Raw genomic sequence first — 22,139 nt, forward strand, 5'->3', positions numbered from 1 at the left:
AGCTTTTAGGAAGAAAGTGTTTAAAAATGTTGAAGAATCACAAGAGGATGTAGATAAATGAATGAATGAGTATAATAACGAGAGAACATATACAGGAAAGTATTGTTTTGGCAAGACGCCTTCACAAACATTCTTAGATGCCAAACATCTTGTGCCAGAAAAGATGTTAGATAAGTTACAACTGACAGAAATAGTATCTGCCAGGTAACTCATGCTTGCCAATTCAAGTACTATCTATGGCAATTCAATTGAAAACTTGCTAACAGATGTTTTGTAACTATTGTGCCACTTTACATTAACACCTTGCTTTTTTATAGAGGACCGCCTTGCTTGACGAGCTGATCCCAGTATTGGCACATTTCAGGAGACAAGTAGGGGCGTATGCTTTTAAAATCAGGATCTCTAAAAGGATACTCAGTGTCAATAAAAGCAAATTTTCCTGATAAAGTATAAGGAATATTATCAGGTCTATAGCTTGATCCATTGGCGCGACTGATAATAATATAAAGCTCATTGAGTATCTCAGGCGTTACCTTACTTCTCCATGCTAAATAATTTTGTTCCTTAGGAACAAGCTGCATGTCTTGTACGATCAATATTGCTACTTTGGGATCTACGCCGGCCGCTTTAGCAGGTGCATGGAAAGAGGGCAATACATAAATATATTTTTGGGGCACAGTAAAATACTGAATATTTTTTTTCCTTATTACTTTTCTTACTAAATTAGCGCCTGCGCAACGCCGAGCAAACCATTTCCAACCAGGAACATTACGTTTAATGCGAAGTTCAGTATCAAAATAAAGCTTAATCAAATAATCAGGTAAACTAGGATGTTTAGCTACAATGATAAAGCTTCTAGGTTGTTTGTAAAGTATGCTGAAACCTGCTTCTACTAATGTTTGTGAGTTAAAGGTAACCCTAGAGGTTTGGAAGATTTGATCTGCAATAGCGGTAATTTTTGAGTTAGCTGGTAATAGGTAGGGAGCCAGTTCTTTTTTAATTTTATTATTAACTAGAGGATTATCTGAAATATTTTTGCAGCTATAGGTTCGCTCTGCTAAAGTTTTATTCAATGGCTCTGCGGAGGACTGAGGCTCATCATTCAGAGTTAACCATATCGAATGAACTTCTTCCTCGCATCTTTTTAGCATACCTTCATCATTTATATAATGGGCTTTCTCATAAGCTTCTTTTATGGGAAAGAGGGTAGGATAGAATGCTATGGCTCTTGCCCATAAATATTCAATTTCCTCCGGCGCAAATGTAAGAGGAGAAAGAGGGGAGTCCTCTTGGGCAGTAGATTCAATATCTTCTTGAATATAAAAAAGCAAAGAGGCGATAGCTTGGATAGTTTGACCTTGTGTATCTTCCCTAGCAGGTGATATTTCAGCAAAAAGCGCCAAAGAGTAAAAGAAAGACACAAATAACGTGGGAAAAACGAAAAAAAGTTTATATTTTGTAAAGAACGTCATGAATACCATCTTGTTAATAGTGAGCCGCTTAGGTTATTTTATATTTTGTTTCATTCAAGACTATATATATTTATAAGTTTTTTAAAAGCAAAAAATAAGTGACTCAAGAAGAAAATATAAATACCTAGCTGCCTTCTTCCAGCAAGCAGAGGAGCCTTAAAGCTATGAATATAGGAAAAGGCGACAAGCGTTCTATCTTAATTTTTGATAAACTATCAGGCAAAAGGGCTTTTAAGCTTGCATGCAAGTTGCTTTTAGAACCAAGTGGCTAGCCTCTTCTTTTATAATCTCTATTTTCTTCCCAAGTAGACCCCATCATGGCGGTACGATTGTCTACAAATGAGAGCTTTCTCTAAAAGGTACCCTCAATCGAAGCGATCAGAATGGCAATTCTTCTTAGTTAGCTAGCCGCAAAGGAGATAAGTTAGAAATAGGCTAGCTTAAAGGCCATTTTTTCCTGGCAGCCAATGGCAAGCAAGCAGACTGGCTTAGGGAAGAAGAAGCTTAGAAATAGGCAAGCTTTACTCAGTTTTATGGCAAGAACCCGTATTAATGAATCGATAGATTATCAACTTATAAATTTAACTATTAAAATGAAGATATCCATTTAGGTTTCTAGCCGTAGGTTCCCTCAGGCTTTTCAGATGCCATCCAAGTTTTTCTACTGCTAAAAAGGTTAAAATATTAAAAAGTAGGTAAAATAGAGAAAAGTGAAGGCCTTTACTATTGCATGCCATTCCTTCACCTCATGTTCTTCGAATGTCTACACTTTTTTAAGAGAGATTAGAGGTTATAATTTAGCATCTAGAAGCAGCTTTTCAGCTTCAGCTTCTATTTCCCATTTTTGAGCAAGCTTTAAAGCTGTGTTAATTAGTAATAACTGAGGAGATAGGGGAGAGAGAGTAGCATCATTCAAATTTTCAATTGCATCTAAAATATGCTCTCTAATTGATTCATAAGCAGCTAATTTAGAAGATGTTTGTTTAGCTACTTCATAATATTTTTTTACTATCAAATCATGTAAAGCATCGAAATAACAATCAGCCTTAGGGCTAATATGTTGTAAGCGTCTATAAACAAGTTCAGGCTTCTCTGCTGCATCTTCTCTTGCAGAAGTGAGGCAAGCTATTCCTAGGATACTTGCTATTTTATTCTTTTTCTCTTGGGACAAATTAGTTTCTATTTGCTCATGTAAATTATATCCTGTGTCTACTAGATTTATAATTATAGAGTTTGCATAGCCTAATGTTTTTTTGTCTAAAGGCTCTAACAGGAAGGTTAAAAATTGTGGGAGGGTACCAAATGACTCAAGCCAAGGTTGCGGGGAATCCATTAAAAAAGAGGAAGAATTTCTTATAGTTTCCTGATAAGTTCTAATGATTTTAATTAAATTAGCTAGTTCGGTTTGAGTATGGATAAGCAATCTGGGAGCTACCACCTGCTGTTCATACATTTTTTTTAAAGACAATCTTGCCATTTCTACGCTCGTCCGATCGAGAGAATTTTCTATTATCTCATTATAAATAATTGCTGCATTTAACAGGCAGGCGGACCAATTTTTAGACTCTTTAGAATAAAGATAAGCTTTGTCGATATATATGCGAGAGAGTAGATGATTTATTTCATAAGTTGGCAGGGAGCTGTAGTAGAGCTCTAAAGGCGTACGATCGTTAACCTGATAAACCTCTAGGTCAGTCGATAAATACTTAATAGCTTTGTCATAACATTCATTAGCTCGCAATAAATTTTTCTCTATTTTGTTATTATCACCTACTGCCCAAATTTTGCCTGCATGAAAGGCTGCTACACTAGCTAGATAAGGAGGACACTGAGGATAGCTTTGAAGCTTATAATATAATTTTAAGAGAGAAGTTACCCTGCTATCATCTTCACTTTTAGCCGAATATAAAGATTCGGCTAAGCAAAAAATTAATAATATCGCTTGTTCAGGACAGAGTTGGTCAATAATTTCATCAACCAGGGCAAGGTCGCTCAGTTCATTTCTTAGCATATCCATCAATATTAAATTTAACTTAGATTGAAGGATGACTTCAGGAGGGTAGGATAGATCTTGCACAATTTCTTCAAACAATTTCTTTATGATCTCTAAATTAAGTCCTCGATTTAATGGATTGAAAGAATTTTTAAAAGCTTCTTCAGCCTGGTAGTAAATATTAATTTTTTCCAAGAAGGAAATGGGGATTACCGGAGAAAAGTGGTAAGATGTACTTGTTTGCATTGTTTCAAATACTCACGCTAAATTAAAGCTTTAAATTTCGGCTAATGGTGTGGATTATTTTCTCAAATATTTTAAGAGAAAAACGAGAAAAAATTCCTCTAATTTGTCTAAACCTCATCTTTTGATTTTTTATTCAAAAAAGCTAGGCTTTAAACACATAGATGCTTTCTTAGACCGAAGCATAACAAAGCTCATTAAATTAATCTATTTCTTTTTACGAGGCATAGAGCAAAGAAATTTACTTTTTTAGCTAACTTTTTTTAAGAGATTTTATGGAAAAATTAATTAATCTAATTAGCTTAGACCTTGCTTAAGGTTAGTTATCGAAGCTATTCATAGCTGAAAAAAAATTATTCGTATTCTCTTAAGCTAATCCATCTTTAGAGCCCTGCTTTTTATTTAAATAATAAATCTACATCTTCTCTAAGGAGTATCAAACTTATAAAGCTTCCATAAGCTTAGCTTTATTTATAAACCTTAGGAAGGATTGATAGGGGCAAAAAAAAATATTATTTTGTCCTCTACTCAATGGATTGCCTGAAGGCTTTGCCTTCTACAACAGAGGATTTAATGAGCCGAAAAATAAATTTTATGTTCATCTAAAGCAGGTATAGTTCGCTAAAACTTTTTTAAGCTCTATCCTCAGCCTAAAATATTTCTGATTTGCTTCTTCTGTGAGTAAAAAATTATATTTTAAATACTTTATAAGAATAAATTTTTTAGGGCGAGTAATCGGGGACCCTATGGATATCTCTTTCTCTATTTAAAACAGCACCTCTTACTCCTTTTTACTTGCATAACTCATATCAGTTTGTCAAAATAATCCCATTCGATGAATTTAAAAGATTAAATAAATTATGAATACTCCCTCTTTTGATGTAAGTTCTGAATGTAAAGTTTCACCTATGATGAGCCAGTGGCAAGCTTGCAAGCAAGCAGCAGGAGAAGCCGTTTTGCTTTTTCGCCTAGGGGATTTTTATGAAGCGTTTGATGCGGATGCTGTTTTAATTGCTAAGGAATTAGATCTTACGCTTACTAAAAGAGGCGAGATTCCTATGGCAGGCATTCCTCATCACACTAGTGAAGCTTACATAGATAAATTAGTATCTAAAGGATTTAGAGTAGCTGTTGCCGAACAAATAGGGGATCCTAAAACCACTAAAGGGATAGTAAAAAGGGAAATTGTTAGAGTTGTTACTCCTGGTACTGTGATTAACTCTACCTTATTATCCGATAAAGCAAACAACTTTTTTGCTTCTATTCATCGAGTAGGGGAGGTTTTTGGACTTTCATTTATTGACTTAACCACTAGTGAGTTTAGAGTGGTAGAGTTTGAAAATGAGCAAGAACTACTCAACGAAATTTTTCGTTTACGTCCTTCAGAATGCTTGGTCTCTCACAAATTTCAATCTAAGCATCAAGACTTATTAAAAAATCTTCGACAGGCGCAAGATTTTCTCTTAACAGCTCAAGAAGACTGGCGTTTTGAACATCAAACGGCTTATAATTTTTTAAGCAACCATTTTGGTGTTCATAATTTGGATGGTTTTGGCTTAAGAGGCATGCTAGCAGGTATAAATGCAGCAGGGGCTATCTTGAATTATCTTCAGGACAACTTGTGCTTATCGATCGAGCATATTCAGGAAGTTCGTACCTATTCTACCTCGCAATTTATGTCTCTTGATCGCATCACGCAAAGAAATTTAGAGATCACAGCCAGCTTGTATGATGGCTCTAGGAAAAGTACTCTTTTGAATATCCTAGATAAGACCTGTACTCCTATGGGTGCACGTTTGTTGCTTAACTGGGTAAAGCTTCCACTTCTTTCCATAGAAGAAATTAAGCGTCGCCAGGATGCTATTGAGGCTTTTTTCAATAATAAAACAGCTATGGATTTAGTTAAAAAATTGCTAGGAAGGGTCAGGGATTTAGAACGGTTGATGATGAAAATTAGCTCCGGCTATGCCTCGCCCCGAGATTTGGTAGCTTTAAAATGTTCTTTTGAAGAATTTCCCCAACTTAAGCAAGCTTTGCAGCCTTTGACTATTTACTCAACCTTATTGGAGCAAGAGGAACAAAAGTTAGAAAATCCGACCTCAATGACAGATCTAATCACTCGCGCTTTAGTCGATGAGCCCCCCTTAAAGATCAGTGACGGCCAAGTTTTTCGTGAAGGCTATAATAATGAATTGGATGAATTGCGTTCCATCCGTCAAGATAGCAGAGCCTGGTTAGCTAATTATCAAACGCGTTTACGCGAGGAGACAGGAATTAAAACCTTAAAGGTAGGTTTTACGCGCATGTTCGGATATTACATAGAGGTGAGCAAAGGTCAATCTGATCGTATGCCCGCAACTTTTCAGCGTAGGCAAACCCTGGTCAATGGGGAACGTTACATCACTTCAGAGCTAAAGGAATTTGAGCAAAAAGTTTTAAATGCTGAAGAGCGGATTTTAGCCATCGAAACAGGCCTATTTAATGCCCTTCGCGAAGAAGTAACTAAGTATACAAAGCAAGTTTTTAGCATTGCTCAAGCTATAGCCAAAATTGATGCCTTACGTTCATTAGCGGAAGTAGCACTTTTCTATGATTATACGCGGCCTATCGTAGATCATAGTAGTATTTTACAAATTATTAGCGGCCGGCATCCTGTTATTGAAGCCATTAATACGGGAGAAAAATTTGTCCCTAATGACACTCTCATGGATAATGAGGCTAATCTTTTACTGCTCATTACAGGCCCTAATATGGCAGGCAAGTCTACCTATATTCGCCAGGTAGCTTTGATAACTATTATGGCGCAAATAGGTTCTTTTGTTCCTGCTAAAAGCGCTCATATCGGTATCGTCGATAAAGTGTTTACACGCATAGGAGCTAGCGATGACCTTTCCCGTGGCCAATCCACTTTTATGGTCGAAATGACTGAAACAGCAAATATTTTAAATAATGCTACTGCCAGGTCTTTGGTCATTTTAGACGAAATTGGAAGAGGGACAAGTACCTATGATGGAATTTCAATCGCTTGGTCAGTAGCTGAGTATTTATTAACAACCGAAGGTAGCCAGGCTAAAACTCTATTTGCAACGCATTATTGGGAGCTAACAAAATTAGAAGAACGCGTGCCGGGTGCAGTCAATTATCACGTAGCCGTGCATGAAGCAGAAGATGTCATTGTTTTTCTGCGCAAAATCGTGCGGGGAAGCACAGATAAAAGTTATGGAATCCATGTAGGCCGTCTAGCAGGCCTTCCTTTACAAGTTATTTTAAGAGCTAAAGAGATTTTAGCGCATTTAGAAGAAAACGCTAATCAAAAAAGCGTTTTTGAACCCTCCAAGCCTAAAAGGCAGATGCCAGCAAAAAAAAATAAGTTTAATGAGAGGCAAATGACTTTCTTTGGATAATTTCACCTAGAAATTAAATTGCTAATAATTAACCTTATGAGCTTCACTTTTTATATATTTTTAATTTTAAATTGACAGATTTACAAGCAATATGCGAATAAGAAGATGTCCTTAAAAATAAATTCTTAGGAGGTCTCTTATGGATACAAAAAAACAACATCAGCAAAAAAATTCCTCACAACAGTCTAACGCAAAAACTAATTCTTCATCGCAGAAACAAGAATCGCATCAGCAAAATAAAAATAATTCCACAAGCAAAAAATAAATTTCTAATGAGCCAGTTATTCCAGGAGCGCAAAACGCTCCTGGAAGAGTAGGATTTTTCTTAATTTGATCGTCTATCTTCTCATCATAACCTCGCTAATTTAACCTAAATACATTTAAATATTAAAAAATACTAATGAGGATATGGCTGTAGATTTATTTAAAATCCTGTAGAGAGAGTCAGTTAAATTTTACAAGTCTTTAAGTAGGCAATGATAAATAAAGCCTTTCTTAACACAAAACATTATCACCAGCAAAGGACAGAATTTTTTTTCAAAGATCAGTCTAAATATTCTCAAGAGCAGGGTTACTATCTGTTATATCAATCTTTTTAAGTTTACCCTTTAGCTCAGATGCGTTAAGTCTATCGATTAAGTTAGGGGTGTCAAGAGTAGACGCACCCTATAAAAACATGCTCAAAAAAGTTCCTTTTAAAAGAAAGATTAAAGGCTAACCAAAAAGAAAAGTCCAAACGCAAAAATCTGGTTAAGCTTTATTGAGTCCGTATGTTATCGTAAATGCATGATTAAAAATTTTTGTAGTTTGATAGCTCTTGATATCGATGGAACTCTAGCAGTAAAAATGCAAAACATTCCGCCGACAGTGATTCATTATTTGACAACCCTACATCAGCAAGGAGTTATGTTTGTCTTTGTAACAGGACGGACATTTGAGTTTGGCCATCAGGTATTAAAAGAGCTTCCCTTTAGCTATTATTATGCAGCTCACAATGGAGCTATACTTTTGTCCATGCCAGATCGTAGAGTCATCATTAAAAAATATTTGGATTGCTCCGTTCTTCTTTCTATGGAAAAAATTTGTGAAAGTACATCTACTGATTTTGTAATCTATACGGGCCTAGAAGGAAACAACCTATGCTATTACCGTCCCAGCCATTTTTCTCACAACCTTCGATACTATCTAGAAAAGCGACGTCAAAGCTTTAATGAGGAGTGGATTGCTGTAGAAAATTTTAAGGAGATCTCTTTTAAAGAGTTTCCTTCCGTTAAATGTTTTGGGGAGGAGGAGACAGCTCAATATGTCGCAGAAAGGATGGAAAAAAACTTAGAATTGCATGCGCCTGTTATTAAAGATCCTTTTGATGAGGGTAATTATGTCGTTCAAGCCACTCACTCACAAGCTAATAAGGGCTATGCTCTTCGCCAGCTAATTGATCAATTAGGATATGAAGGAGTCGTTATTGCCGCAGGCGATGATCTAAATGATTTAAGTATGTTTGAACAAGCTCACATTAAAGTGGCTATGGCTGATGCTCCTTTGCAGCTTAAAGCCAAAGCAGATATTATTGCTCCGCCTGCTTCATCGTTAGGAATCATAAAAGGTTTAAAGGAAGCGCTCGCACAGTAAATGAAAGTATCAAAAAATACTAATCTATATCCTCTTGTGACTGTGGGAGCCCTAATTGTAGCCGATGATGGAGAGATTTTGCTCGTGCACTCTTTTAAATGGAAGGTGGACTTTACCATTCCAGGAGGAAAAGTTGAGCTGGGAGAGTCCAGAGAGAAAGCAGTAACTCGCGAAGTTTTAGAAGAAACAGGATTATTTATTGAAGATTTGCGTTTTGCTTTAGTCCACGATTCTATATATTCTTCTGAATTTATTAACCCCAATCACTTTGTCATGAATGACTACGTTGCACGTTTATCGCCAAATTCTTCTAAAAATCATGTTATTCTTAATGCAGAAGCTGATCACTACATTTGGATCTCTCCCGAAAAAGCTTTAGGGTTAAGCTTAAATCGAGAGCTATATAGCTTGATTGAATGGTATATACAACACCCTTACCAAAACTTTTAATATGTTAGGAATCGTCGGATTTAAAAATTATCGTCTCTCTTGTATTATCGGTGTCTACCCATACGAACGTAAGCATCCTCAAGAATTATCAATAGATGTATGCTATGAAATAGATTTTGCGCTTATCACCCTTTCAGATGACTTATCAAAGGCTGTTTGCTATGCAAGCTTAGCAGAGTTTTGCAGTCAAGTTGCCCAAGAAGGTGCCTATCAAATGCTAGAAACTTTAGCTCACGAGCTTGTTCTTAAGCTAGCAGATAAATTTTCTCTTCATTGGGTAAAAGTGATGATAAGAAAGGAAAAGGCTATTTCTTTAGCATCTTGTGCATTTGTCGAGTTAGAATATGGAAATAGGCTTTCAACATGAAGTGGACATTAGTAACAGGGGGAGCTAAAAATTTAGGCGCAGCGATTTGTTTAGAGTTAGCTAAGCAAGGGCATGCGGTAGCCGTCCATTATAATACAAGCAAGGAGGAGGCTCAGCTTGTTGTAGAGAAATGCTCTTATTATCAGATGCCTGTCCAGGCAGTCCAAGGCGACTTTTCTACCTTTGAGTCTACCCAACGCTTTATTAAGGAATATCAAAAGCATTTTGCTGAGACTAAAAATTTAATTAATAACGTGGGAAATTACCTACTCGGGTCTAGCTTAAAGACAAGCATATGTCAATGGCATGATCTATTTCAAACTAATCTACATGCTCCTTATTGTCTGATAAAGAATCTTTTACCTAGCATCAAAAAATGGAAAGGATCAATTATCAATATTGGAGTTGCTGGCTTGAATGCAAACCGTGCAGATACTTATGCAACCGCTTATACAGTCTCCAAGTCAGGTCTTTTGATGCTAACTAAATCGCTAGCTCTTGAGCTTGCAGTTGATCAAGTGCGAGTAAATATGATCTCCCCAGGATATTTAGAAGAATCTTTGGATCTCCCTCATCCTATAACAAAAATTCCTATGCAGCGGGTAGGCCGTAGAGATGAAGTGGCACAATTAATAGGATACCTACTGTCTGACCAAGCCTCATATATAACTGGACAAAACATTGAAATTGCAGGAGGAACAAGACTATAACCATGCAAGATGATTTACCCATCCACAACACCTTGGAACGTCAGCTTAATGAGATGGCTTTAGCAGCCGGACGCAAAAGGCAGAGCAAGCAAACTGGCTTTATTCATTACTTTTATCCTGAGCCAGAAGATGATCTTTCGCAAACTATTCCTGTTGCTGAAAATGTTTGGTTTATCCTGGCGTTACTAAGAAGTAAAACAGGCGAGCAAATAGCTGAAGCAAAAGATAGCTTAGAACGCTTACTTTACTTTCAGAATCCATTAGATGGTAATTTTCCAGTGTACATGCATGAGTACCCTCATTGTAAAGATAAATTTTTTGGGGCTCAACTTTTACCTGCATTTTATTATATATTGAAAGAGTTTCATGCTGTTTTAGGGGTTGATCTTCGACACCGTTTAGAATCCGCGATAAGTCATCTGCTATCTTTTCTATTAAAAGCTTATACCGAACAAGCCTCCACCTATTCAATAGGGCTAAAAATTGCTGCTGCTGCGAAAATGTTAGGTATTGAGTTAAAAAACAAAGCATTTGGAACCTATGGAGAACAGCTTTTGCAGCAGCTTCTTTCGATAAAAATGCAGGCAGCCTGGTTTATTCCCTCTTTTATTGCCGATATTTGCATTGCTTTACAGCTAGCCTATACGCATATTCAGCACTCAGAATGGCTCGCTTTTTGGCAGCATTTAGCAGCTACTTGGCATGCGCCTACAAAATCATATATTGGACCATGGCTTAAGCTTTATCAAGCTAGGGATGAGCCTCAGCCGACTTTATATGATCTATATCTAGGTTATTTTGGTAAAGAATTCTCTAGCCGAGCTTTAAAAGAAGCCGCATATCATCTGCAGGCCGTACAGATACGTCCTACGGGAGAATTTTTGCCTGTTAAAAGTCTACCTTTCACTTTTGCAGGCTCCTGGCAAGAAAGCCGCTGGCTTACCCATCAAGAGAAGACCTTTGCCTACAGCTTGATTGATAAAAAAGCTCTTTTTAAAGGGTTCGAGGAAAATGCTTTTCATCCATTGAGCATCATTTGGGGGAACGAGCATAAGGTTCATTCTTTTGTATGCCAGAAAAGCAATTGGGAAAATCTAGAATTTAATATTAAAGATCAAGAAATTGAACTAGATTTTGCTTTATCGGCTGTACCTGAACTAGAAGAGCGCGAAAAATGCCGAGAGCTTTCTTTCTTTTTTGACGTTGATCCTACAGCTGAAATAAGTTTAGAAGGCCAATTAGCTTCTACCTTTGAATTAGGGGAAACCTTTATTTTAAATACTTCACACATTGCGTTGTCTTTAAGGATTGTTAAAGAAGCTGGAGAGGGCAAATTTATGGGCCATCTAATGCGTGGAAACCGCTCTAGTCAAAATCAGCTTAAAGGGATTAATCGTTTCCAATCTTATGATTGGAATGTATTTATTAGAACCTTAAGGCGCGAGGCCACCTGTAAACTTAAAGTCCGATTACAAATTATGCGATGTGTAGACTAAAGTTATTGCTGCTGGTCTTTCTTTGCGCTTGTACATACAAGCCTCAAAGTGAGAATTACCGGCTTTTTTATCATCATTTAGAGCAAGCTTGCCCAAGAAAAGTATGTGAAGAAAAAAGCCCTTACTTTTTAGTTATTCTAGTTGAGGCACGGCATCTAGACTATTCATGCCCGCGGTCATTTTTTAAAACTTTAGCTAAACATCCTAGCGACGGTACAAAAAATGGAGATGTTGGGCATGCCTGGATTTACCTGCAGGGAGTGCTAGAGGAGGATAGCCAAGAAAAGAGCAGCTATGTATTTCTAGAAGGAGGCCATTCGGGAGAATTAGGATATATGCAGCCCCGCTATATGGAAGGAGTATTTCTCCAAGCTGAACAGGGCGAGAAAAACCCTATTGCTTATTTATGGCAGACGCAGCATGATGGTTTTTTTCAATACGGTCCTGGCTGCCATTATCCCACCTTTGCAGCTAAGATAAATTTAACAGCCTCGCAATTTCACTTAATCTTAAAATTCATACAAAATTATTCCTTCTCTAACTACGCCATTATAGGCAATCAGTGCTGCTCATTTGCTACTCAAGTAGCTGCCTTGGCAGACCTCATTCTAGAGAGTAAAATATCCTTAAAAATAGATCCATTTTTTCATATAGGAAACAACACAATCTGCTTGTGGGAGGATCCTCTTTATTCTCAAATTACCTTCTTCTCGCCTGATGTGTTAGAAAAAAGTTTAATGCAAGCTGTAGCGGAAGGGCGTGCCGAAGAAGCCCTTACCTGGTATAAAAAAAAGTATCCTTTGCGATGTCGATGGAAAAAAGAAGATTTCTTCCTATTTCCAAAACGTTACCTGCGCTTAAAAGCTTTGTAATATCTTTTAAAGAAACTACTTCTGTAAAGCTTAAAAAGGGGAATCACCTTCCTAGCCGCTCTCTCTTCTTAAAGAGAGGTTTGATTAAGTATAGGAGTGCTTAAGAGGCGGCTCAAAAAGGGTATAAAAAATTTTGTAAGTTTTTATAAAGATATCCAAGCCGGTAATAAAGAAAGCCTATTAACCAATATTTTTTATCAATTAAAATATTTATTATATTATATTTTATTCCAGATATAATCAAGGTTGAAAGCATCCATGAATCCATGAAGCCATTCAACCTAGATTTTAAAATTTTATATGTTGTGGCTTACACACTCGATAGGGTAGGGCTGTCGACAGCTACTCCCATTGAGTGTAAACCATTGTCCACATAGATAAGCGAGCCTGTGATTGCAGAGGCTAGGGGAGAGAGTAAGAAAGCTCCCACATTTCCCACTTCTGTCGCTTGTAAACTTTTGGCTAGAGGAGCGTTAGCCTCGCTATAATCAATCATACGCTCTATAAATCCAATCGCTTTAGCAGCTCGGCTGCGAAGAGGGCCTGCGGAAATTGTGTTCACACGAATGTTCCACTTGCGTCCCGCTTCCCACGCTAAGGTACGGGTATCGCTTTCTAAAGCTGCTTTGGCCGAGCTCATTCCACCTCCATATCCTGGGATAGCCTTTTCAGAAGCAATGTAAGTAAGAGAAAGAGTAGCTCCACCTGCATTAATCAGGGGACCTAGATGAGCAAGTAAACTTACGAAAGAATAGGATGAAGCACTAATTGCAGCCAAATATCCCTTTCTGGAGGTGTCAAGCAAGCTTTTTTGAACTTCAGGGCCGTTAGCTAAAGAATGCACGAAAATATCTATTTTACCGTAATCTTTTCTGATAGATTCAGCTACGTCAGAAATAGTATATTCAGTAGCTTCTTTATATCTTTTATTTTCTTTAATTTCTTCGGGTACATCATCCATGGAGTCAAAAGAGGCATCAAGTGAATATATTTTGGCTATTTGCATGAGGGAACCATCAGACAAAACACGTGATTCATCAAATTTACCGCTAGCTAAATTATTGCAAAACATTCTCATCATAGGCGTCCATGTCCCTATCAATATCTCGGCACCTGCTTCCGCAAGGGATTTAGCAATAGCCCATCCATACCCTTGATCATCACCTATACCGGCAATAAAAGCTTTTTTTCCTTTAAGATCAATTTTTAGCATATATACCTCACAGTTAAAGAACGATAGAATAGAGAATTATAGTGATCTTGTAAAGGGATGTCTGCCTGCAAGCTTTGACTGCATGCTGTAGGATAATGCAAGCTTATTTCAGCATATCTTATGCTTAAAAGCACATACCTAAAAACGAAATGCATTTCTTATCGCTTAGCTGCTTCAAATGAGCAATAAGACTAAAAATAAATGCTACTAAAAATCTCCCTTATTTTTACTGACAAATAGCTTGCGTATGAATGATAACAAAAAATATAATCTTTTTACTTTAAAACCCCCAGCTTGCAAATTTTACCCTACACTTAATGCTTGTTATGAAAAAGTATTTAAAATTTTTTATCCTTTTTAGTCTATTTATTATATGCGCTTATAGTGCAGGCCGTCTTTATTATGCTTTGACGGGAGGCTTTACCATAGGTAATATTAGTTCTAACTTGTCTTATAATGAAAAATGGGTCACTCCTCCCTTGTCCTCTTCAGAAAAGGAAGATCTACATCAAATCCTTTCTCAAAAATTTAGATATCTGGGAAAAGGATGCCAATCCTATGTGTTTGCAAGCGAAGATGGCTTATATGTTTTAAAATTTATCAAGTATCAACGTTTTCGACCTCAAGCCTGGCTAGATTATTTTGCTTCTATTCCCTTTGTCAATCGCTATAGGCTAGCAAAAATAGAAAAAAAACATAATAAGCTTAATATGCTATTTACAAGCTGGAAGATAGCCTATGAACATTTAAAGCCAGAGACAGGTTTAGTGTATGTGCATCTTAATAAAAGCCACGACTTAAAGAAGTCTCTTACTATTTACGATAAATTAGGTTTTGCTCATCAGCTTAACATGGATGAAATGGAATTTTTGCTTCAAAAGCGAGCCACTATGCTATGCTCGACTATTAATAATTTTGTCACAAATAATCAAGTGGATGAAGCAAAAAAGCTTATAGACAACCTTCTTAAAATGATATTGTCAGAATATCAGCGGGGATATGCGGATAATGATCATGCTTTAATGCAAAATACGGGAGCGATTGGTACTGCCCCTTTTCACATAGATGTCGGGCAGTTTGTTGTCAATCTTAATATTTCTGATCCCACTGTATATAAACAAGAACTTTTTAGTAAAACTTTTAAGTTTCGTTTATGGCTTGCTAAGCATCATCCGGAGCTAAAGACTTATTTAGATAAACATTTACTTGAGATCATTGGTCCAGAAATGCATCAGCTTATTCCGCGGTTAAAAAATCCCCACGCCTGGTCAGTTGAGGCTTAGAAGCCCAAGGAGCTAGTTTCTTACGAATAAATTAAGAAATGAGAAAAAATTGAAGTGCAAGTCTGAAGGAAAAGGTTAGCTATCTTTATTTTAACAAAAGTCTTCTCTAGCATGGTTAAAAAAAGGGGGAGTGGGGGAGCTTCATTAGTTAATCTAAAGAACCCTTATGTCAATCCTTATATACCCTGACTTCTAACACAGATTTATAGGGGGGTTCCTAAAATGTTGAGAAAATAAAGGGCAGGGTTGCTTAAAAGAATGCCTCAGCAAATAAGTAATATTCTAGCTTAAGGGGAAATATCTACTTTAGGAAGATAGATAATCAAAACTGCAATGTTTAGAAGCAAGTCCTGCCAATATAAGCAATTCTTTATCAAAAGTATATTGATTAAAAAAAATGCTTAAAAAAAAGCCGCCTACTTTTCATTATTCTAAAAGAGAATGCAAGAGGGAGCCATGACTAATCAGCATGATAACACCTTATTAGCACACAGTTTTATCATGCTTATTATTTTATACAGAAGAGGCTGCTTCTTCCCATGCTTGTAAAGCTTCTTCAAATTGTTTTTCTAGCTTCTCTTTTTGGGCTATGAATCTTTGAATTTCTTCTTTAGGGGTTTTAAGATAAAAATCTACTGCTGCCATTCTTTCATCCAGGCCTTTGATTTGCTCTTCAAGTTGCTGGCATTTTTTTTCCACTTGAGCTGCTATTTTTTCCTGTTGTGATTTTTGGCTACGTAGGTTTTTTTGATCCTGATAACTTGACTTTTCAGTTAGCTTTTCATCAGCTTTCATCTTTACCGGCTTTAAATTTTTACTGAGCAAATCCATTTCTCTTTTTTCAATGTATTCTGCGTAACTACAATCGTAAGTTTGTACGCCGGTAACGCTTATCTCTATGACCTTTTTAGCAAGATGAGTGATAAAATGGCGATTGTGACTAACAAAAAGAATGGTCCCCGTGTAATGGTTTAGAGCTTCTAAAAGAGCTTCAATAGCTTCCATATCTAAGTGGTTAGTAGGCTCATCAAAAATTAAAACATTACCTTTAAGAAGCATCATCTTAGCTAAAATAAGGCGAGCTGTTTCGCCACCACTTAATAGCTGAACAGACTTTTTTACATCATCGCCAGTAAATAAAACACGTCCTAAAATTTCTCTTAGCTTTTGCTCAGGTGTTTGAGGGTCTTGTTCACTTAACCACTCCAAGAGAGAAATGTCTCCGTTGACTTCACGATGATGATCTTGGGGAAAATAGGCGACTTGCGCAGCATGGCCCCATTCCCAAGAGCCTTGCTCGCACTTTAATTGCCCTGTTAAAATTTCCAATAAAGTTGACTTGCCAATCCCATTAGCGCCTACTAAAGCTATGCGTTCACCCCGTTCTACTTCAAAAGAGACTTGATGGAGCACTTGCTTGGTTCCATAAGATTTGCTAATATCCTTGGCTTTAAGAACAATGGCTCCAGACGAGCGATGGGGTTCAAATTTAAGCCGAGGATATAAACGAGAAGTAGGAGTAAAGTCCAATTCAGCCATTTCATCTTCAATTTTATCTACTAATCTCATTTTAGACTGCGCTTGGCGAGCCTTACTAGCTTTAGCCTTAAAACGATCAATGAAATTTTGCAGATCCTCTCGGCGCTTTTCCTGCTTAGCAAAGGCTAGCTCTTTTTGCTCTACAGCTGCTGCTTTAGTTTTCAAAAAATCCTCGTAATTACCTTTATAAGGAGTTATTTTTTGATGGTCTAAGTCTAACATATAGTCACAAATCACGTTTAAAAAATCTCGATCATGCGAACTGATAAGCAGTGTGCCCGGAAAATCTCTTAAGTATCCTTCTAACCATTTGATAGAATAAAGGTCTAAGTGGTTTGTCGGCTCATCGAGTAGGAGGATGTCAGGCTTACTAAACAAAACCTGCGCCAGCAAAACTCGTAGCTTATAACCTCCTGATAAAGTAGATAAATTTTGATGATGGATACGGTCTGGTAGCCCTAAACCTTCAAGAATTTTGCCCGCAACGCTTTCTGCTGAATAACCATCTTGTTCTTCAATAATTTTTTCAAGATCGGCTAATAAATGACAGGCTTCTTCATCAAACTCCGGCTTTTCTAAAAGGATATTTTTTTCTTCTAAAGCTTTCCATAATTTTGCATTTCCCATCAATACAGTATCTAAGATAGGCACCTGCTCATACAAAAAATGATTCTGCTTCAGTGTGCCTAAAGCTAGTTGAGAAGGAATACAAAATTCTCCTTCTTCAGCGGTAAGATCTCTAGCAAGAATTTTTAAGAGTGTCGATTTTCCTGCTCCATTTGCTCCAATAAGGCCATAATGGTTGCCAGGATTAAGCTGAAAAGATGCATTTTTAAAGAGGATTTTACCTCCAAAGCGCATAGAAAGGTTAGTAGCAGAAATCATATAATGAAATAAGGGATTTAAAAAGTAGAATTAAAAAAGTTAAAAGCTCTTTAAAACCTTCTAGCTATCTAGTAGGAAAGAGCCTGGATAATAAAATGTATTTGCTTGCTTAGGAAGGAGTTAATTACTCTTTCAAGATTTCAATAGCCTGTGAAATATTTTCTTTCGTTATCTCCATGACACCATATAATTTTTTACCTTTTTTAGTTTTTTCATTGACCAGAACTAATGTAGGCGTGCTGTCGATATCAAATTCTGTAGCCAGGGTCTTAAAATATTCTAAGCCAAGAGCAACCTCAGAATAATTAAGTTGAGTATAGTGGGCATCCTGCTCTTTAGCAATTTTCTCAATTTGCTCATCCGTAGGGGTTTCAGTATCACTGGAAAGCTGAGTTAAAGAATCGCGTAGCTCTAAATATTTATTCTTATCATGAACCATAAAAGATAAGTTGTAAGGCGTGAAATTTAAGCTAGAGGGATGAATAGCAAAATCTACATAGGTTAAGCGAGTATTTTTCATAAGCGTAGGAACTAGCTCTTTTAATTTTGGCTCTAGCTGACGGCAAGCAGGGCAATGCCAGTCACTAAAAAAATAGGCATCAATTTTGCTGTTTAAATTCCCAAATACAATGCTATTTTTGATAGAATTTTCTGCCGCTTGCAGTTCATCTACTTTTGCTAATCCTATTGATGATATAGAAAAGCCGGTAATCAGAGCCATGACAATTGCAAGCACTTTGGGTAAATTTAACGCCATTTTAATCCTTTTTGAATCAGGTAGAGGTTGTTTATAGTGGTTAAAGTAGCTTAAAAGATAAGCTAAAGAAGTAATTACTATCGAAGCTGCAATACAGAGGCATAACGGACACCATTGACCAATCCATACTTTCTGAGCATAAATAAAAACTATCTCGGCTCCTAATGCTCCTGCCAGCATGATTGCCGCCATGAAAGATAAATTTTTTTTATAATAGGCTCTCCAATGTAACAAAGATAGAATAGGGAAAAAAATCATCCCCACATATTCCAGCTGGAAACCAAATAAACGGTAATCATGTGTCGCCGCACATTCCTGGGTACAAATTTGTAGCCAAGAAATAATGGAGAATATCCCACCAGTAATGATGGCTAAACTACTAATCGCATTGAGATATTCTTGATATTTGTTAGCTGGTAAGTCTTTAGGCATCAGTGAATGATTCGTACCCATATCTCCCGATATGTAAATTTTTTCATACTAAAATATTACATATTAAGTTTACTGTCAAGAGAGTTATTGGGCGCAGAAATTTCTAAATCCTATCTAAGCTATCCAGGAATATTGAAGTCGTTAGATAGCATCTTTTATGTGATTCTAAAAGGCTATCGACTTATTCATCAAAGTACTAATTGAAATAAAGGTCGAGTCTGCTTTTTCTAAAATAGGAGTAACTTTTAAATTTTTTATTAAGGGCTATAAGCATAAGAGCATCTCTTGATAAGCACTATATTTTTGCCGAGAAGTTTATTAGACTCGCTATGATTCTTTTCTATAAAAATATTTACAACAATTCTACGATGTATTTCGAAGAGGGTTACCATCAACTTTAAGCAATCTAAGTTTAGGAAGCTGCCGAATTGCTATAGGGATAGACATAACCAGGTTGTTGCTTAATTGAAGGTCTTCTAACTGGGAAAGCTCCCCGATTTCCTCAGGCAGGGCGGCTAGCTGGTTGCCGTCTAACCAAAGCTGTACTAACTGAGAAAGCTGCCCTATGGTTGCAGGAAGGGCGTTTAGCTGATTATCTCTTAAGTCAAGCATTCTCAGCTGAGAGAGCTGCCCAATAGCTTCAGGTAGAGCAGTTAGGTAATTACCGCTTAACCAAAGCTCTTGCAGCTGAGAAAGTTGACCAATAGCTGAAGGTAGAGCAGTTACCTGGCTGTCCATTAACATAAGCTCTTGTAGATTAGTAATTAGACCTATTTCTACAGGCATAACTGTCAAGCCTGAGTCACTCAAGCTCAGGCAGGGGGTATATTTGAAGTGCTCTTTTATAGGTACGACGGTCAAGTATAGGTCCCGCCTGGTGCCATTTTCAATGCGCCCTTGCATCCACTGTGCTAACAGCTCTCCTTTTTTCTTCAAAGGTAAAGCTTTAATCTGTGGTTGGTTTAGGTATTCGGTTCCTCCGGGTAGCTTTTGCCAAAATAGGAGGCGGTTAATATTTAGCAGATAGGAGGAATAATTTGAAAGAGTGAAGGCCTTGCTTTCCTGAGTATCTCTTTCAAATTCTAAGGGAGAAAGGGAGGCGGCTAAGTTAAAAAGCTTTTGAAAGATGTGGGTTACCTTTTTTTCAATAGTAAGATCGGGTTTGATTTTGTAAATCTTATCCAAAATACGAGCTTGTTTCATTAAATCCCCATTCCCATTAGGAAAATGAACCTGGAGGATTGCACTGTAAAGCGAGGCCATGGAAAGAATAGCGGTGGATGAGGAGGTGTAAGCTTGAATTTCTTTAATTGTAGAAATAGATGAAGAAGAGATTGAATTAGAAGATTGAGGGGTGACTGTGGGGAGAGAGGGGGAGTCCTGATAAATTTGCTTCAGCTTTTCAACGACAAATTGCCTAACCTTTTTATTTTTTCCTAGTAATTTTTCCGTCCATTTATAACTTATCTTTTCTTTTTCAGTTAGATCCTCATCCTCCTGACTCATCAACTCTTCGACTTGATTCTCTAGTATCTTCTTTAGAATTGAGCTTTCTTGAATGGAAGGCTCTTCTAGCAGATCGAATAAGAGCTCAGTATAGCATTCTTTAGGAGAATCTGTAGAAAGAAGGCTTTTTTCTTTGTCTTTATCTTTGCTCGAAAAAAGAGGAGTAACCTGCTGTGAAGATAAAGAGGCTTCTGAGGAGCGTCTAAGGCAAAATTCAAGATAGGCTTGAGCTTTCTCATAGGTAGGAGTTAATTGCAAAGCTTGCAGTAAGGCTTCTATGGCAGTTGCATGCTCCCCTTTTTCAGCAAGCTGTTTACCCCGTAAGAAATGTTCTACAGCTTCTTCGCTAGGCTCATGCTTAAGTTCTTCTAGTGGATGGGACTCAGCCGTTTCGGCCAGATGCCTTACAGTGTAATTTGGAGCATGTCTTTCAATAGGCGTTCTATCTAGAGGACAAAGTTTATTGCGTGCCAAGCATTGAATGACGGTATCTTCGTTAAAGGTATGGCCACAAGGAAACAGAGTAACTGCCCGGGTCATTAGCTCTCCTGAGACCGCGTCTTCTATATTTTCTGAGACTGTAGTACGGAAAGCTACCTGGGTGCTAGGAGTAGAATTTGGCGGCATCATATAAGCTCCTTAGAATTTTGTGATAAGAAATTACCCTACCTTTTTTGCCAAAAACTTACTCTTTTTCTTCTTTATTAAGCAATTTTTATTTTTAATAGATAAAAAAGAGAAAAAGCCTTATCTCTATTTTATAAAGGCTCTAGCGGATTCCTTTAGCCTTTTATCAATTTCATTTCGATTTTTTGCATTAGCTTCCCAAGTTTTTTGCTCACCAATCTTCTTTTATAGCCTGCCGTCAGCCTTATGTATCTGTAGATAATTCATTTAGAAGCAAATAAATGCTTTTTTTTCTTTATTCTTTGCTCTTGACTCTCTTCGAATTCATTTTTTGTTCTAAGCAAGCAATTAAAATTTTAATGAGAAAAATCCTCAGCATGGCTTACGTTAAAGCCCTAACTCCATTTATTCTCTCTAGGGCCTGTTTGCTAGAGAAGTAACGATGGCCTGAAGATCCTTTCTTAAGCAAAACAGAGTTAGATAATGGAAGATTTAAAGTCTGCATGCAAAGCTTAAAGCTCTATTAGCAAGTATTACTATTATTGAAATATTCATTAGCGAAAATTTAGAAAAGGGAGGGAGAATTAAGCTTGAGGACCCCTTCTTCTAGGAGATAGCTTTTATTGCAAAGAGCTGAAAGCTTATCATCGTGCGTAACAATAATGATTGCTTTATCTTTTTCTGAAGCAAAATCTAACAGAAGTTGATGAATATCTTGCGCTGTTTGCTTATCCAAGTTACCAGAGGGCTCATCGGCAAAGATGATATCAGGATCATTGCAAAGTGCACGAGCAATCGCTATGCGCTGTTTTTCTCCACCCGATAAAAGCTTGGTATCAAAGTAGGCGCGGTCTTCTAAGCCTACGCGCTCTAGTAAAGAGCAAGCTCTTTGATAAGCCTTACTTCCTTTAGCAATAGATTTACGGGCGATACGCGCTGGCATCAGAATATTCTCTAGCGCGGTATAATCTTCTAAAAGATGAAAAGATTGGAAAATAAAGGCGATGTGCTGGTTTCTAATTTTTCTGCAATTAAAAGGGTTAATGGTTTGCCCGGCAATAGCCAATCGTCCAGAGGAGGGCTTTTCTAAAGTCCCTAAGATTTGTAATAGAGTGCTTTTACCTTCGCCGGAGCGTCCTGTTATCGCTACTGTTTCCCCACGCTTAACAACTAAGTTAATGTTATTTAAAATCGATACTTTGGCAGGGTAATGATAAGCTTTGCTGATATCGCTAGCTTGCAAAATAATTTCTTCCAT

The 22,139-nt window shown here is 37.2% G+C and carries 16 protein-coding genes; 9 read left to right on the forward strand and 7 right to left on the reverse strand.

What is annotated here, in order from left to right; all coding sequences use genetic code 11:
* Positions 1-61: 61 nt before the first annotated feature.
* Positions 62-208: a hypothetical protein gene (locus DB42_RS11465; protein WP_044882324.1), complete on the forward strand. Its 147-nt coding sequence runs from the start codon at positions 62-64 to the stop codon at positions 206-208.
* Positions 209-311: 103 nt separating this feature from the next.
* Here the strand turns inward: DB42_RS11465 and DB42_RS06910 are convergent, their stop codons facing one another.
* Both DB42_RS06910 and DB42_RS06915 read right to left on the reverse strand, forming a co-directional pair.
* The gene (locus tag DB42_RS06910) at positions 312-1,472 is read right to left on the reverse strand and encodes a hypothetical protein (protein WP_044882325.1); all 1,161 of its coding nucleotides are present in this window, start codon (positions 1,470-1,472) and stop codon (positions 312-314) included.
* Between the two features lie 790 nt (positions 1,473-2,262).
* On the reverse strand, positions 2,263-3,711 hold the full coding sequence (locus tag DB42_RS06915) for a hypothetical protein (RefSeq protein WP_044882326.1): 1,449 nt from the start codon (positions 3,709-3,711) through the stop codon (positions 2,263-2,265).
* Between the two features lie 857 nt (positions 3,712-4,568).
* On the opposite strand from DB42_RS06915, the gene mutS reads away from it, so the two are divergent.
* The 7 genes from mutS (at position 4,569) to DB42_RS06950 (ending at position 12,639) form a co-directional block, all read left to right on the forward strand.
* Complete coding sequence (mutS, locus tag DB42_RS06920) at positions 4,569-7,112, forward strand: DNA mismatch repair protein MutS (RefSeq protein ID WP_044882327.1); 2,544 nt, start codon at positions 4,569-4,571, stop codon at positions 7,110-7,112.
* 786 nt (positions 7,113-7,898) lie between these two features.
* Entirely contained in the window at positions 7,899-8,744 is an 846-nt protein-coding gene (locus DB42_RS06925) for an HAD family hydrolase (protein ID WP_044882328.1), read from the forward strand.
* Positions 8,745-9,194 (forward strand): NUDIX domain-containing protein, encoded by a 450-nt coding sequence (locus DB42_RS06930; RefSeq protein ID WP_044882329.1) that lies wholly within the window; start codon positions 8,745-8,747, stop codon positions 9,192-9,194.
* Between the two features lies 1 nt (position 9,195).
* Positions 9,196-9,561, forward strand: a complete 366-nt coding sequence (locus DB42_RS06935; protein ID WP_052354317.1) for a dihydroneopterin aldolase — start codon at positions 9,196-9,198, stop codon at positions 9,559-9,561.
* A complete protein-coding gene (locus DB42_RS06940; protein ID WP_044882330.1) occupies positions 9,558-10,271 on the forward strand; it encodes an SDR family oxidoreductase in 714 nt (237 codons plus the stop codon). The genes DB42_RS06935 and DB42_RS06940 overlap by 4 nt, the downstream gene beginning before the upstream one ends.
* A gap of 2 nt (positions 10,272-10,273) precedes the next feature.
* Positions 10,274-11,767 (forward strand): hypothetical protein, encoded by a 1,494-nt coding sequence (locus DB42_RS06945; RefSeq protein WP_044882331.1) that lies wholly within the window; start codon positions 10,274-10,276, stop codon positions 11,765-11,767.
* Positions 11,755-12,639 carry a hypothetical protein gene (locus tag DB42_RS06950; protein WP_052436050.1) on the forward strand — a complete coding sequence of 295 codons (885 nt, stop codon included), beginning with the start codon at positions 11,755-11,757 and terminating at the stop codon, positions 12,637-12,639. The genes DB42_RS06945 and DB42_RS06950 overlap by 13 nt, the downstream gene beginning before the upstream one ends.
* 310 nt (positions 12,640-12,949) lie before the next feature.
* Here DB42_RS06950 and DB42_RS06955 read toward each other — a convergent pair whose 3' ends face one another.
* Positions 12,950-13,852, reverse strand: coding sequence for an enoyl-[acyl-carrier-protein] reductase (locus DB42_RS06955; RefSeq protein WP_044882332.1), 903 nt, complete (start codon positions 13,850-13,852; stop codon positions 12,950-12,952).
* Between the two features lie 326 nt (positions 13,853-14,178).
* On the opposite strand from DB42_RS06955, the gene DB42_RS06960 reads away from it, so the two are divergent.
* On the forward strand, positions 14,179-15,135 hold the full coding sequence (locus tag DB42_RS06960) for a hypothetical protein (RefSeq protein WP_052436051.1): 957 nt from the start codon (positions 14,179-14,181) through the stop codon (positions 15,133-15,135).
* A gap of 513 nt (positions 15,136-15,648) precedes the next feature.
* On the opposite strand, the gene DB42_RS06965 is transcribed toward DB42_RS06960, so the two are convergent.
* The 4 genes from DB42_RS06965 to DB42_RS06980 all read right to left on the reverse strand — a co-directional run bounded on the left by DB42_RS06965 (position 15,649) and on the right by DB42_RS06980 (position 22,139).
* Positions 15,649-17,559, reverse strand: coding sequence for an ABC-F family ATP-binding cassette domain-containing protein (locus tag DB42_RS06965; RefSeq protein WP_044882333.1), 1,911 nt, complete (start codon positions 17,557-17,559; stop codon positions 15,649-15,651).
* A 124-nt stretch (positions 17,560-17,683) separates the two neighbouring features.
* The gene (locus tag DB42_RS06970; protein ID WP_080502774.1) at positions 17,684-18,769 is read right to left on the reverse strand and encodes a thioredoxin domain-containing protein; all 1,086 of its coding nucleotides are present in this window, start codon (positions 18,767-18,769) and stop codon (positions 17,684-17,686) included.
* Positions 18,770-19,111: 342 nt separating this feature from the next.
* Positions 19,112-20,884 carry a hypothetical protein gene (locus tag DB42_RS10530; protein ID WP_052436052.1) on the reverse strand — a complete coding sequence of 591 codons (1,773 nt, stop codon included), beginning with the start codon at positions 20,882-20,884 and terminating at the stop codon, positions 19,112-19,114.
* Positions 20,885-21,446: 562 nt separating this feature from the next.
* Positions 21,447-22,139, reverse strand: a complete 693-nt coding sequence (locus tag DB42_RS06980) for an ABC transporter ATP-binding protein (RefSeq protein ID WP_044882335.1) — start codon at positions 22,137-22,139, stop codon at positions 21,447-21,449.

Origin of the sequence: Neochlamydia sp. EPS4 (genome assembly GCF_000813665.1) — a bacterium.
In the GTDB taxonomy this organism is placed as follows: Bacteria; Chlamydiota; Chlamydiia; order Chlamydiales; family Parachlamydiaceae; genus Neochlamydia.

Excerpts from the sequence above, each read along its gene's own strand:
- mutS (WP_044882327.1), top strand. The coding sequence starts at position 4,569 with ATGAATACTCCCTCTTTTGATGTAAGTTCTGAATGTAAAGTTTCACCT.
- DB42_RS06925 (WP_044882328.1), top strand. The coding sequence starts at position 7,899 with ATGATTAAAAATTTTTGTAGTTTGATAGCTCTTGATATCGATGGAACT.
- DB42_RS06935 (WP_052354317.1), top strand. The coding sequence starts at position 9,196 with ATGTTAGGAATCGTCGGATTTAAAAATTATCGTCTCTCTTGTATTATC.
- DB42_RS06915 (WP_044882326.1), bottom strand. The coding sequence starts at position 3,711 with ATGCAAACAAGTACATCTTACCACTTTTCTCCGGTAATCCCCATTTCC.
- DB42_RS06955 (WP_044882332.1), bottom strand. The coding sequence starts at position 13,852 with ATGCTAAAAATTGATCTTAAAGGAAAAAAAGCTTTTATTGCCGGTATA.
- DB42_RS06970 (WP_080502774.1), bottom strand. The coding sequence starts at position 18,769 with ATGGGTACGAATCATTCACTGATGCCTAAAGACTTACCAGCTAACAAA.
- DB42_RS06940 (WP_044882330.1), top strand. The coding sequence starts at position 9,558 with ATGAAGTGGACATTAGTAACAGGGGGAGCTAAAAATTTAGGCGCAGCG.
- DB42_RS10530 (WP_052436052.1), bottom strand. The coding sequence starts at position 20,884 with ATGATGCCGCCAAATTCTACTCCTAGCACCCAGGTAGCTTTCCGTACT.
- DB42_RS06945 (WP_044882331.1), top strand. The coding sequence starts at position 10,274 with ATGCAAGATGATTTACCCATCCACAACACCTTGGAACGTCAGCTTAAT.
- DB42_RS11465 (WP_044882324.1), top strand. The coding sequence starts at position 62 with ATGAATGAGTATAATAACGAGAGAACATATACAGGAAAGTATTGTTTT.
- DB42_RS06965 (WP_044882333.1), bottom strand. The coding sequence starts at position 17,559 with ATGATTTCTGCTACTAACCTTTCTATGCGCTTTGGAGGTAAAATCCTC.
- DB42_RS06960 (WP_052436051.1), top strand. The coding sequence starts at position 14,179 with ATGAAAAAGTATTTAAAATTTTTTATCCTTTTTAGTCTATTTATTATA.
- DB42_RS06930 (WP_044882329.1), top strand. The coding sequence starts at position 8,745 with ATGAAAGTATCAAAAAATACTAATCTATATCCTCTTGTGACTGTGGGA.
- DB42_RS06910 (WP_044882325.1), bottom strand. The coding sequence starts at position 1,472 with ATGACGTTCTTTACAAAATATAAACTTTTTTTCGTTTTTCCCACGTTA.
- DB42_RS06980 (WP_044882335.1), bottom strand. The coding sequence starts at position 22,139 with ATGGAAGAAATTATTTTGCAAGCTAGCGATATCAGCAAAGCTTATCAT.
- DB42_RS06950 (WP_052436050.1), top strand. The coding sequence starts at position 11,755 with ATGTGTAGACTAAAGTTATTGCTGCTGGTCTTTCTTTGCGCTTGTACA.